At 68.5% G+C, this 12,653-nt stretch carries 12 protein-coding genes; 6 read left to right on the top strand and 6 right to left on the bottom strand.

Translation table 11 applies throughout. From position 1 onward, the window contains the following. Positions 1 to 3: 3 nt before the first annotated feature. The 5 genes from A4F85_RS27515 to A4F85_RS27530 form a co-directional block, all read right to left on the bottom strand. Positions 4 to 2,817: a hypothetical protein gene (locus A4F85_RS27515; protein ID WP_063328410.1), complete on the bottom strand. Its 2,814-nt coding sequence runs from the start codon at positions 2,815 to 2,817 to the stop codon at positions 4 to 6. Between the two features lie 450 nt (positions 2,818 to 3,267). Then, entirely contained in the window at positions 3,268 to 3,855 is a 588-nt protein-coding gene (locus A4F85_RS31450; RefSeq protein WP_442856627.1) for a tautomerase family protein, read from the bottom strand. After that, positions 3,815 to 4,267, bottom strand: a complete 453-nt coding sequence (locus tag A4F85_RS27520) for a GNAT family N-acetyltransferase (protein ID WP_063328411.1) — start codon at positions 4,265 to 4,267, stop codon at positions 3,815 to 3,817. The genes A4F85_RS31450 and A4F85_RS27520 overlap by 41 nt, the downstream gene beginning before the upstream one ends. A gap of 100 nt (positions 4,268 to 4,367) precedes the next feature. After that, entirely contained in the window at positions 4,368 to 4,784 is a 417-nt protein-coding gene (locus A4F85_RS27525; protein WP_043824385.1) for a tautomerase family protein, read from the bottom strand. A gap of 70 nt (positions 4,785 to 4,854) precedes the next feature. Next, the gene (locus A4F85_RS27530; RefSeq protein ID WP_063328412.1) at positions 4,855 to 5,661 is read right to left on the bottom strand and encodes an SDR family NAD(P)-dependent oxidoreductase; all 807 of its coding nucleotides are present in this window, start codon (positions 5,659 to 5,661) and stop codon (positions 4,855 to 4,857) included. 160 nt (positions 5,662 to 5,821) lie between these two features. Between A4F85_RS27530 and A4F85_RS27535 the strand changes: the two genes are divergently transcribed. The 4 genes from A4F85_RS27535 to A4F85_RS27550 all read left to right on the top strand — a co-directional run bounded on the left by A4F85_RS27535 (position 5,822) and on the right by A4F85_RS27550 (position 8,898). Then, positions 5,822 to 6,349 carry a winged helix-turn-helix transcriptional regulator gene (locus tag A4F85_RS27535; RefSeq protein WP_043824381.1) on the top strand — a complete coding sequence of 176 codons (528 nt, stop codon included), beginning with the start codon at positions 5,822 to 5,824 and terminating at the stop codon, positions 6,347 to 6,349. A gap of 8 nt (positions 6,350 to 6,357) precedes the next feature. Beyond that, entirely contained in the window at positions 6,358 to 7,161 is an 804-nt protein-coding gene (locus A4F85_RS27540) for a helix-turn-helix domain-containing protein (RefSeq protein WP_063328413.1), read from the top strand. 113 nt (positions 7,162 to 7,274) lie between these two features. Beyond that, the gene (locus A4F85_RS27545) at positions 7,275 to 7,895 is read left to right on the top strand and encodes a GlxA family transcriptional regulator (RefSeq protein ID WP_063328414.1); all 621 of its coding nucleotides are present in this window, start codon (positions 7,275 to 7,277) and stop codon (positions 7,893 to 7,895) included. 13 nt (positions 7,896 to 7,908) lie between these two features. Beyond that, on the top strand, positions 7,909 to 8,898 hold the full coding sequence (locus tag A4F85_RS27550; protein WP_063328415.1) for a DMT family transporter: 990 nt from the start codon (positions 7,909 to 7,911) through the stop codon (positions 8,896 to 8,898). Positions 8,899 to 8,939: 41 nt separating this feature from the next. Here the strand turns inward: A4F85_RS27550 and A4F85_RS27555 are convergent, their stop codons facing one another. Then, complete coding sequence (locus A4F85_RS27555; protein WP_013800571.1) at positions 8,940 to 9,503, bottom strand: fasciclin domain-containing protein; 564 nt, start codon at positions 9,501 to 9,503, stop codon at positions 8,940 to 8,942. Between the two features lie 312 nt (positions 9,504 to 9,815). On the opposite strand from A4F85_RS27555, the gene A4F85_RS27560 reads away from it, so the two are divergent. Both A4F85_RS27560 and A4F85_RS27570 read left to right on the top strand, forming a co-directional pair. Continuing rightward, positions 9,816 to 10,787: a ferritin-like domain-containing protein gene (locus A4F85_RS27560; protein ID WP_063328416.1), complete on the top strand. Its 972-nt coding sequence runs from the start codon at positions 9,816 to 9,818 to the stop codon at positions 10,785 to 10,787. Between the two features lie 379 nt (positions 10,788 to 11,166). After that, the gene (locus A4F85_RS27570) at positions 11,167 to 12,537 is read left to right on the top strand and encodes an Nramp family divalent metal transporter (protein WP_063328418.1); all 1,371 of its coding nucleotides are present in this window, start codon (positions 11,167 to 11,169) and stop codon (positions 12,535 to 12,537) included. The last annotated feature ends 116 nt before the right edge of the window (positions 12,538 to 12,653 follow it).

Raw genomic sequence — 12,653 nt, forward strand, 5'->3', positions numbered from 1 at the left:
GCGCTAGGGCACGGCGCTCCAACGCTTGGTGTGCGGCGCCACGCCGGGCAGGACCACCGTGATGTCCGCGCTGCCGACAGCCAGCGCCTTCACGGCAAGGTCCATGCACGGCTGGCCTGCGGGCCACGCAACGCTGGCACTGCCCACGCCAAAGATTGAAGGCTGGGAAGAGACCACGCTGGCCTGCAGATCGGCCAGCGGATAGCTGAGCATGGCCCATGAGGTATCGCCCAGGCAGATGGCATAGGACTGCTGGTCGCCCACGGTCATCTGCACATTCGCCTGATCGGGGTCATCCCACTTCCAGCGATCGAAAGACAGCCGGGGCTCGACAACCTCAATGCGCTCGCGGCCCGGCTCGGGATAGAGATCGGGCATGGAGGGTGCCGAGACCTCCAGGTCCGTCGCGCCCAGCGCCAGTCCGAGCACCCGGGCCGTGCCGCTGCTGCCGTCGGGCGCGATCTCGACCTGTTCCTGCGCGGAGCAAATGGCCGCATCAATGCAGCGCAGCCGCGCCTGCATGGGCTGCTCGGGAAGCTCCTCGCTCCCGAGATAGGTGGGCCTGAGCACCACATCGGACGCAAACCCCCGGGCCACAGCCATGTCGCTGCAGTCGCCGCAGGGACGGTTGACGGTGAGGCCCCGGTCCGGCAGGACACGGATGGTCTCGCTGCGTGCACTCTGGCCTCCCGGCAGGTCGGCCCCTATGCGGTAGCTGCCCGGCTGCGTGGCCTCCTCCACGAACAGCGCCGGTGTGCAGCCGCTCCAGGTCTGGATGAAGGCCTTGTCCACGACATCGCCGTCCTGCCTCAGGTCGCGGATGTGCTGGACCACATCGGCCGGCGAGCGATCGTACAGGCCCACGTCCACGCGCATGTCCGGGGCCACGGGGCGCTGCCGGTCGTAGGGCGCGGCCTCGGGCACGGACAGGCAGGCATGGAAGCCCTGGCGCAGGGACATGTAGCGCTGCGGGGTCAGCGCAGAGCTCGCGCTGGAGATCTCGGCCGATCTGCGGGTGGACATCTCGTCCTGGACGATGAGTGCTACGGATTGCGGGCCCACCACCTCGACGGGGATGGTGGCAGTGGTCAGTTGCCGCCCCCCCGCGATCAGGCGCGTGGTGCCCGGGGCCAGGCCGATGATTTCCACGTACTCGGAGGTGCTCCACTCCGACATCTGCACAGACGAACGCACGGTCTGGCAGACCTCCGGGTTCTCGCAGCGCAAATCGACTGACACGCCTGAATACTGGTGCAGGCTGTCCGCATCCTTGCGCCACGACACGCGCACCGCCTGCGGCGCCGTCAGGCCCTGGCCGACCACCACCTTGCCGCTGTCGGCCGTGGCCGCAAGCGACAGCACCGTGGGCATCCAGACCTCGATCTCGCGGGACTCGCCTTCCGCAAAATCGCCGTGCACGAGCACGCCGGCCCGTCCCGGGCCGACGCCCTTGACCGTGACGGGCGCGTCGTACTGGTACATCTGGCCTTCGGCCAGCTGCAGCTCGGCGGGCGCAACGACCATGGCCGCAGGGTTGGAGCTGGACAGGCGGACCTTCAGGCCTCCCATGGGCGGAGGCGGAAGCACCGGCGCCACAATGACGCTTGCCTCCTCGCCCACGACGAGGGGCTCGAAAAGGTAGTCGAAGCCGACGCGCATCCTGTCCGTGAAACTCAGCCAGACCGACTCCTCGCTCAGATGGTTGCGCGCCTTGACAAAAAGCTGCGCGCTTTCACCCACCGCTGCCGCCGTGCCCTGGATCTGGATCTCCCTGGACGTCTCCCCTGCCGCCACCTTGACGCTGGCGGGATGCACCACCCGGCCCTCGGGCGTGCTGGTCAGCTGCACCTCCACGCCTTCGGCAGGCGCGGGGTGGGACAGCTGGACCGAGGCCCGGTGGGGATGACCGATCAGCATCGCGCTGTGCGGCACTTGAAGACCGACCCGTGGCAGGTCGGCCACCGTGATGCTGGCCACGGCCTCGCCCAGATCGGGATGCCTGGCCGTGACCCGCGTGGTTCCGAGGTTGTAGGCGGAGCCTGTGACGTTGAAATCGGCCTGCGTCTGACCTTCCTCCAGATGCAGGCTGGAGCCGACGCTGGCGATGTGGGTGGCACCAGTCGCGAGGCTCACGGTCCGACCGCCCGCAGGTGCCGGAACGCCCAGGTGCAGCGTCATGGTGCCGGTCCTGTCCCTGCCCACGGTGATCTCGGCAGGCTCGATGGAGAAGGGTGCGCGCCCCACCTCGATCAAGCCACCCTCCACGAGATAGGGAATGCCCGTCAGCGCCCATTGGACGGAGGTGGTGATGACACCCGCCGGCACCAGCACGGCATCGAGCCCATTGCCCTCGGCACGCAGGCCGCTGCCGCGAGGCGAGGACTGCAGGTCCACGCGCAGGGCCGGCCCCTTGTGGTGGAGGATGGAAACCTGGTCCAGGCCGGGCGAGGCCCCCTCGACGACCAGGCCACTGCCGTACTCGATGCGCACATGGGCCCATTGCGTGGCCCCGCTCCGCGTCCCCGCGAGAAAGCGCCATTCGCCCCAATCGCCGGGCGCAGGCTGGGGCCGCGAAGAAGTGATGGTGATCGGCTGCTGCGCTGTGCCCATTGCGCGTACGGCGCCGTCCCGCACGGTGAAACTGGCCCCCGGCTCCATCTGTATGACGAGCCCGGGCTCCAGCGTCAGCGTGGCACCGGACTCCAGCACCACATCCCCCTGCAGGAGCACGGGCGAACTGGCTGCCGGCCAGGACGCATTGCTACTGATGGACCCGGAGATACGCATGCCCGCCTGGGCCGGCAGCATGGCGGTCATCCAAAAAAGCGACCCCACAACCATCCACGCGAGCAGACTGGCGGCCCTGCGCAGCAGGAACAAAGCCTTCCGTGGACACTGGATCTGCGCCACCTTGGCGCGCCGTCCCGGCAGGCAATGCCCGCCGCAGTTGCGGGAAATGGGAAAGGCAGAAACAAGGGCGCATTGCAGCAATGCGCCTCCTCCCGGCAGACTGACGCGCATTGGCGCTCCCTCGGCAATGGTTTTGGTATCAGGATATCTGAGGGGTTGAAACTCCCCCGGCAGGACCGGCTCTCTTTACCGGCCGGCCATTGTATTGGCGCTTTGTCGCCGCATCAAATTCCATTGACTGGATTTTTGACCATGGACACACATGCATCCGAGCATCAGCCATTCCATATCACGGCCTGTTCGATTGCATACCAACCAAATCCATTGCATTACCCATAATCGGCCGTATGCGCTGCGTCATATGAAGCAAGACAGTGCCGCCAGCACAACCGGCCGCTGCGGCGGCCAATCGAACACTGAGGGCCGGTTGTCCTGCCGCCATTTCCCGCACGGAGGCCCGCCAGGCTCCGCATATCGTAGGTTGGAGCGGGTCGGCGATGGTGGGCAGGTGAAGTTGGCAGCGGCGCTCAGAAATCGCGGCCCCGTTGCCTCTTCCTGAATATGCGGCACGATGGGTTCCGCCGCAATACGCACGAAATCATCGATGGGTTGTCCGCCAATGAAGCAGCAAGCCTTGGCCAGGGTTTCCAAAACCACGCCCACGTCCAATTTCGGGAGTTTGCTGTAAATACCCGTGATGCACCGGTCGACGGCCTGCTTGTCCTCACCGCTGAACGCAGGTCCCTTGTCGGTGGATGTTCCAGATAGACCCAGTGTTGCCCTGGGTACAAGGCAACGGTTCCTGGTCCTGTGCCGCCAGGGCCGTATCCACCAGGGTCTCGGCCAACATGAAGACATGCTTGGGAACCGGCGCAGGCTTCGGCCAGGTCTGCGGTCACGTTCGCTACGCCAGTTCCATCTGCATGGGTACGAAGGCCACGCCATTCTTCTCCAGCGGCGCGCTTGTGGCCCGAAAACCCAGCCTTTCGTAGGCGGGCACGGCAAACGGCGTGGAGTTGACGGTGACGCTGCCGGCGTCCGGGTGGATGGCAGGCTGCAGCGCCTGCCACAGCCGCCTGGCCAGTCCCTGCCGCTGGAACGGCAGGCCAACGAACAGATGGAACAGATGGCGCCCGTCACGCAGGGCCGCCATGCCTGCCAGGGCATCGCCCTGCCTGGCAACGATGAAGAGGTAGCGGGGGTCCTGCAGGTAGGCCTGGAACGCCTGCGGCCCCAGGGCCTTCAGGAATTCCTGCGCGCCCTGGCTGCCGGAGTCCAGGGTGAAGAGGTGCGACACGCTGGAAACCAGCGCGCTGATCTCTTCGGCGTCTTCGATGTGTGCGGGACGAATGTGCATGGGGAAAAGTGCAAGCGCCTGAGGTGCAAGGGCCGGAAGTGCAAGGGCCGGAGGTGGAAAGGCCACGGGGCCTGTCCCCTGTCCCGCCCCCGCAAGCCTCTCAGTAGGCGGCAGGCCGATTGTCCAGGCGCCACTTCTCCCCCTCGGGCGTGCCCGGCACGGGCGGGCGCAGGCCCTGGATGCTCCAGAGGCTGAAGGGCGTCTCGTCCACATGCATCTCCCAGCGCAGGCCCCGGTCGGCAATGAAGGGGGACAGCTGCCGCCGCACGCCTTCGAGGAACCGTGTCTTGGTCTCCTCGTCGCGTATCTGCCGCGCGATGTGGTCCACGGAGATGCGCACGAAATCATCCGCAGGCTCGCCGCCGATGAAGAACGATGTGCGGGCCACGGCCTCGAACACCACGCCCACGTAAAAGCGCGGCAGGTCGCCGTAGACGGCCGTGATGCGCTGGGCGATGGCCTGTTTGTCTTCATCGCTGAAGGCGTTTTCGGGGTGGTAGATCTTCCACAGGGGCATGGTTTTCTCCGGGTGCAAAAAGAAGGGGTTTCGGGAAATCCGGGGTGGCGACGCGGCGGGCCGTCAGGCGTCAGGCGGGCTGGCCTGCATCCGCGCCCTGGTAGCGCGCTGCCGGCACGCCGCTGAGCGTCAGCGCCTTGACGAGATTGGCGCGCGATTGGTCAAAGTCCAGCCAGGCGGTCGTGCTGCCCAGCGTGGGAAAGCAGATGGCCTCGCCCTGGTCGAGTGCGACCAGGGCCGTATCCACCAAGGACTCGGGCGACATGAACAGGTGCGCGGGAAACGGCGCGGGCTTGCCGCCGAAGAATTCGGAGTGCACCAGGCTGGGCATCACCGCCTGCACCATGACGCCGCTGGAAGCGAGCTCGGCCTGCAGCGAGCGCGTGAAGTTCAGCACATAGGCCTTGGAGGCGCCGTAGCTGGAGGCGCCCGGCACCGGCATCACGGCCAGGATGGAGCCGATGTTGATCAGCGTGCCCCGGCCGCGCGTGGCGAACAGCCGCGCCGCCGCCAGCGACAGCCGCGTCAGCGCATGGATGTTGACCATGACCATGCGATCGACCTCGCCTGCATCCACCTGGGCGGCCGGGCCCAGGGCACCCAGGCCGGCGCAGTTCACCAGCATGCGGATGTCACGCTCACCCGACAGCAGCGCCGCCACGCGCTGCAGACCGGTGGCGTCGGCCAGGTCGGCGGCCACCACCTCGACCTCGCTGCCATGCGCGCTGCGCAGGCGCTGCGCCAGCGCCTGCAGCCGGTCCTCGCGGCGGGCCACCAGGATCAGGGAATGGCCCCTGGCGGCCAGGCGGTCTGCGTAGACGGCGCCAATGCCGGATGAGGCGCCAGTGACGATGGCGGTGCCTTGATGCGTGCTCATGAAGGAAGTCCTTGCTTGAAAAGCCGTGGTTGATAGTGGCTCCAAATATAAACTCCAATCATTAGAGTTACAAGCACGCAATCCACCTTTGCGGACCGGGCTTGCGTTTTGCTGAGACACTCCAGGCCTGCGACAACCGCGAACACACAAGGGAAACCCCATGCGATCCAAGAGCTTCGAGGGCATGGCCTGCTCGATCGCCACCGCGCTGGAGGCCGTAGGCGACCGCTGGGCCATGCTGGTGCTGCGCGACCTGATGCTGGGCCTGAGCCGCTATGACGACCTGAGAAAGTCCACGGACATCACCAACGCCACGCTGACCGACCGCCTGCGCCAGCTGGAGCAGACCGGCCTGGTCGAGCGCCGCCTCTACCAAAGCGGCCCGGACCGCTACGAGTACCTGCTCACGCCCAAGGGCCGCGACCTGTCCCTGGTGATCCAGGCGCTGGCCCAGGTCGGCGACCGGTGGCGCCTGCAGCAGCAGGCCCAGCCGCCCATGCGCTTTGTGCGCGCGCAATCGGGCACGCCCCTGCGGCTGGCGCTGGTGGAGGAGGAATCGGGCCGCAGCGTGCCTTTTTCCGAGCTGCGCGTGGAGGCCGGCCCCGGCGCGGACGACCTGACGCGCTGGCGGCTGTCCAAGCTGGCCGCGCAGGCCAGGACGCCGGCAGCGGCCCCCGGCGCGGATTGAGACCGGCCATGGCCGCGCCCATACCCGGCAAGCGCCCGCAACGCGCCCTGACCTACCGCCGCCACTGCGCGCTGGGCGGCGTGGAGATTCTCAGCGGCCATGCCGTGCAGCACCGCTATCCGCGCCACTTCCACGACACCATGGGCATTGCCGTCATCCACGGCGGGCGCGAGCTGTGCTGGAGCCGGGGCGCCGAGCGCGAGTTCACGGGTGGCGATATCGCGCTGTTCAACGCCGGTGAGATCCACGACGGGCGCCCGGGCGGCGAGCAGGGCTGGACCTACGACATGCTGCATGTCGAGCCCGCCCGCATGCACGCGCTGCTGGGCGTGCGCGATGGCTGGTTCGACGCCGTCAGCCTGCGCGACCCGCAGACCCGGGCCTGCGCCCGGCAGTTGCTGCAAGGCCCGCAGGACGGCCTGGCCGCCGACCAGGCCCTGCTGGCGCTGCTGCGCCGCGTGGTGCACAGCCCCGGCCGGCCGCATGCGCCCGATGGCGCCAGCGCGGCGCTGCTGCGCGAGTTCATCGACGCCCATGCGGACCAGGAGCTGGGCGCCGCGCGGCTGGCCGCCGTCTGCGGGCTCAGTCCCGAGCACGCCATCCGCAGCTTCAGCCGCCGCTACGGCATCACGCCCCATGCCTACCACCAGGCCCGCCGCGCCGAAAGCGCCCGCGGCCTGCTGCGCGGCACGCTGGCGCTGAGCGAGGTGGCACTGTCGCTGGGCTTCTACGACCAGAGCCATTTCTCCAACTGGTTCCGCCGCGCGCATGGCGTGGCGCCTTCGCAGTACCGCCAGGCCATGCGGCCCTGAGCGGCCCTGAGCGGCCCTGAGCGGCCTTGAGCGGCCCGGCCTGATCAATTCCGTCCAAGACCGCGCGCTGCGGCCTGCATAAGCTGCCACTCCTCGACAGACAGGAGTGGTGGATGAAGACACGGACCGTTGGATTTTTCGTCTTTGATGGCGTGGTGCTGCTGGAGTTTGCAGGGCCGCTGCAGGTGTTCGACGTGGCCGCGCGCGTGGCGGTGCGGCGCGGGCTGGCGGCCTCGCCCCCGTTTCAGCCCGTGGTGATCAGCCGCAGCGGCGCCGCCGTGCGCACGCGCGAAGGCGTGGGCATACAGGCACAGGCCAGCCTGCAGGGCCACCCCCCGCTGGACCTGCTGATCGTGGCCGGCGGCGCGCTGCAGGCCGAACTGGCCGCGCCCGAGGTCGCCGCCTGGCTGCGGCAGGTGGCCGGCAGCAGCGAGGTGACGGGCTCCGTCTGCGTGGGCTCCTTCCTGCTGGGGCGGGCAGGGCTCCTGGACCAGCGCGAGGCCACCACGCACTTCGAGGACACGGAAGACCTGCGCGCCATTGCCCCGGCCGCCCGCGTGAGCGCCGACAGGCTGTGGATCGATGAGGGCGCCATCGTCACCTCGGGCGGGTTTGCGGCGGGCATCGACATGGCCCTGCACTTGGTGGAACGCCTGCTGGGCGCGGAGATCGCGGCCGAGACGGCGCGCCAGCTCGAATACCGGCGGCGCAATGCCGCCGACCGGCAAGCGTGACGGGGCCAGGCGCATGAACGGAAAGACAAGCTACCTGGCGCTGCTGGCCGTGGGCGGGCTGATCCTGAGCCTGTCCGGCGTGGCCGTGGCTTTCAGCAGCATGGGCACCAGCGCCATGGGCTTTTACCGCATGCTGCTGGGCGGCCTGGGGCTGGCCGGCTTTGCCCTGTGGCGGGGCCTGCGCTGGCGCATGACGCGCCAGGCCCTGCTGTACGCCTGCCTGGCCGGCGCCGCACTGGCGCTGGACCTGTACTGGTGGCACAAGAGCATACGCATGGTGGGGCCGGGCCTGGGCGCCATCCTGACCAACTGCCAGTCGTTCTTTCTGGCGGGGCTGGCCTGGGCGGTGTTCCGCGAGCGCATCACGGTCGTCTACTTCGTGGCGCTGGTGCTGGCGGCCACCGGCATCCTCATGGTGTCGGGTGCGGGCCTGCCCGTGGCCTCAGGCCCGGATTCGGCGTCCGAGCACTGGCTGGGCGTGGCCCTGGGCCTGGCATCGGCTGCGGCCTATGCGCTGTGCGTGGTCTTCATCAAGAAGGGGCAGACCCCGCCGCACGCTACGCACCCGGCCGTCAACATGGCCGTGCTGTGCGCCGCTGCCGCGCCCTGCCTGCTGGCAGCCGCGTGGCTGGAGGGCGAATCGCTGGCCATTGCCAGTGCGGCCGATTTCGGCACGCTGCTGCTGTACGGCCTGCTGGTGCAGGGCGTGGCCTGGCTCATGGTGAGCACGGCCGTGCCGCATGTGAAGGCCTCGCTGGCCGGCCTCATCCTGCTGGCCGAACCCATAGGCACCTATGCCATCGACGTGCTGTTCTTCACCGCCCGGCCCACGCCGATGGCGCTGGCCGGCATGGCGCTGACGCTGGCGGCCATCTATGCGGGATCGACCTATGGCGGAGCGCCCTCCGGCGGCGCGCCCTCCGGCGGGGCGCCCTCCGGCGGCGCGCCCTCCGGCGGGGCGCCCGCAAGGCGCATGGCGAAGGCGCAAGGCTCCGGCCACTGACCACGGCGGTCAGTGGCCGGCCCGCTCGCTGCCTGTGCCGCTCACTTGGGCAGCAGCACCTTGTCGATCACGTGGATCACGCCGTTGGACTGGTAGACGTCGGGGATGGTCACCGTGGCCGTGCCGCCCTTTTCATCGGTCAGCATGATCTTGGAGCCGCTGGACTTGGCCACCAGCGTGCCGCCGCTGACGGTCTTGATGCTGGCCATGCCCTTGCCGTCCTTGATCATCTTGGACAGCGCCGCTGCATCCCACTTGCCGGCCACCACGTGGTAGGTCAGCACCGTGGTCAGCGTGCCCTTGTTCTCGGGCTTGAGCAGGGTGTCCACCGTGCCTGCGGGCAGGGCCTCGAAGGCGGCATTGGTGGGCGCGAACACGGTGAACGGACCCGGGCCCTTGAGCGTATCGACCAGGCCCGCCGCCTTGACGGCTGCGACCAGGGTGGTGTGGTCCTTGGAGTTGACGGCGTTGTCGATGATGTCCTTGGACGGCAGCATGGGTGCGCCGCCCACCATCACATCGGCCATGGCGGCCACGGAGGCAGCCGACATCACGATGGCCAGGCCGAACGAGGCCAGCTTGCGGGTGTTTTGAATCGAGACCATGGAATGCTCCTAGCGGGTTGATGACAAGCCGAACGATTCCGGCTGATCTGGATACGCAGCGCAGCGGGGTCTGGATTCAAAAAAGAAAAAGAAACGGCTGCATCCGCAAACCGTTACCTGCGCTTTCAATTGCGGCACATCCAGACCTGCGCGGCCTGCGTACTGCCGGATAGCGGGGACGCATCCCATTCCCCTGGAGCAGGTGGCCACCTCTTCAGTGGAACGCGCTTTCGCCACACCCGTGTGCTTTCGGCCGGAGGCGCATTCTTCACGTTGACCGTTCGCGCCTGCCGCGAACCGAGAGGAACCATCATGTCCGACGAATCAGTGTTGATCGGGGTTTTGCAAAAACGTGCCAAGAAGCTGGAGGACAGGCGCCAGTTCTTCCGCAAGACCAGCGGCGTGGCCGTGGGCATGGCGGGCGGGGTGATCCTGTCCGCCTGCGGCGGCGGCGGGGGCGATGCGAATGCGCAGGCCAACGGGCCCACGGATGCGGAGATCCTGAACTTCGCCCTCAACCTGGAGTATCTGGAGTCGCAGTTCTATCACTACGCGGTGTTCGGCACCGGCCTGCCCGCCAACCTGCAGTCGGGCGTGGGCACGCAGGGCGCCATCACGGGCGGCCGTGCCGTGGCCTTCAAGGACCCCGTGGTGGCGCAGTACGCCAAGGAGATCGCCCAGGACGAGATCGCCCACGTGGCCTTCCTGCGAGCGGCGCTGGGCTCGGCCGCGGTGGCGCAGCCGCAGATCGACATCGGCGGAACCGACCCGAACGGAGCCTTCTCGGTGGCGGCGCGAGCGGCCGGGCTGGTGGGCGCGGGCACGGCCTTCGATCCCTATGCGAGTGACGAGAACTTCCTGCTGGGGGCCTTCATCTTCGAGGACGTGGGCGTCACCGCCTACAAGGGCGCATCGCCGCTGATCACCAACAAGACCTATCTGGAGGCAGCCGCCGGCATCCTGGCCGCCGAGGCCTACCACGCAGGCCTGGTGCGCACGGTGCTGTACGCCAAGGGACTGGCCACGCCCGCGCTGCGCACGGCGGCCGGCGCCATCTCGGATGCGCGCGACAGCCTGGATGGCTCCACCGACGTGGACCAGGGCATCACGGGGGACGCCACCACGTCCAACATCGTGCCGCTGGATTCCAACGGCATCGCTTTCAGCCGCTCGCCGGGCGACGTGCTGAACATCGTGTACCTGACCAAGGACACGGCCAGCAAGGGCGGGTTCTTCCCGGCCGGCGTGAATGGCTCGCTGGTGATGAGCAGCGCCTACGCCTGACGCGGACCGCCCGCCTGCCCCGCACCGGCCGGGGCAGGCGGGCTTCCCCGGGGCTGGCCCGAGACAAGCGTTCCCCTGCCAAGGAGTTGCCATGATGTCCCTTCTGCCTTCCTCATCCGCCCCCCGCACTCCGGCTCACACTCCGGGCCGCCCGCCGCGGCGCCTGAAACCTGCCACCGTGGCGCGCCGCTGCGTGGGCAGCCTGATTGTGCTTGCCGGAGCGGTCATCGTGACCGGAGATCTCGTGGCGCTGTGGCGCGGCGCAGGCACCGATGCCGCACCCGCCGCCGCAGCCATTGCGCCCGCCAGCGGCCTGGTGCCGACCGCTCGATAGGCATCCCCCCTGCAACCGTGTGCCCCAGCCGGCGGAAAGGCCCCCATGAACGACACCGTGCTTGCGGCCGAACAGGGCCGCTTCGGCGCCATCGAGCCGGACCACGGCCACGCGGGTACGCCCAGCCTGCCGCAGGTGCATCGCAGCATTGCCGTGCCGCGCGGCGACAGCCGCTCGGACAACGCGCGCCGCTTGCTCGCGTTTGCCGGGCCCGGCTACATGGTGGCCGTGGGCTACATGGACCCGGGCAACTGGGCCACTTCCATCGCGGGCGGCTCGCAGTTCGGCTACTCGCTGCTGGCGGTGATCTTTGCCTCCAACCTGATGGCCATGCTGTTCCAGGCGGCGGCCGTGCGCCTGGGCCTGGCCAGCGGGCGGGACCTGGCCCAGGCCTGCCGCGCGCAGTTTTCCCCGCGCATCAATCTGGTGCTGTGGTTCTTCTGCGAGATCGCCATCGTGGCCTGCAACCTGGCCGAGGTGCTGGGCATGGCCATCGGCCTGAACCTGCTGTTCGGCCTGCCGCTGGTGGCCGGGGTGTGCATCACGGTGGTGGATGTGATGCTGATCCTGGCGCTGCAAAGCCGGGGCTTTCGCTGCCTGGAGTCGGTGGTGATCGCCCTGGTGGCCGTGATCGGCCTGTGCTTTGCCGCCCAGCTGGTGTGGCTGCAGCCGCCCGTTGCGGCCGTGCTGCGCGGCCTGCTGCCGGGCATGGAGATCGTGGCCAATCCGCAGATGCTGTACCTGGCCGTGGGCATCGTGGGGGCCACGGTGATGCCGCACAACCTCTACCTGCATTCGTCCATCGTGCAGACTCGCCGGCATGACACCACGCCCCAGGGCACGCGCCAGGCCATCCGCCTGGCCACGCTGGACTCCACGGTGGCGCTGGGGCTGGCACTGTTCGTGAACGCCGCCATCCTGGTGGTGGCGGCCGGCGCGTTCAACCGGCCCGGCCAGGCGCCGGTGACCGAGCTGTCGGACGCCTACCACCTGCTGTCCCCGCTGCTGGGCGTGGGCATCGCCAGCGCGGTGTTCGGCGTGGCGCTGCTGGCCTCGGGGCTGAGTTCGTCGGTCACGGGCACGCTGGCCGGGCAGATCGTGATGGAAGGCTTTTTGCAAATCCGCCTGTCGCCCGCGCTGCGCGCCCTGCTGACGCGCTGCATCGCCATCGTGCCTGCCGTGGTGGCCACCGCCTGGTACGGCAGCACCGGCGCCAGCGCCCTGCTAGTGTTCAGCCAGGTGGTGCTGAGCCTGCAATTGCCGTTTGCCATCGTGCCGCTGCTGCTGTTCACCACGCGGCGCAAGGCGCTGGGCGAGCTGGCCTTTGGCCCAAGGATGGCGGTGGTTCTGTGGGGCTGCGCGGCTCTGGTGGTGTCGCTGAACCTGTGGATGCTGCAGCGGCTGCTGACGGCCTGATCGCCCGAACCGGGCATGGCGCCACGCGGCGCCTTCATAGACGTTTTGCTTCTATCAAACGCCGCTCTTGTTCGTTGGTGGCTTGCCGCGAAGTTCTTAGATTGGTGCCTATAGCC

Source organism: Delftia sp. GW456-R20, assembly GCF_001622915.1.
Taxonomy (GTDB): Bacteria; Pseudomonadota; Gammaproteobacteria; order Burkholderiales; family Burkholderiaceae_C; genus Comamonas; species Comamonas acidovorans.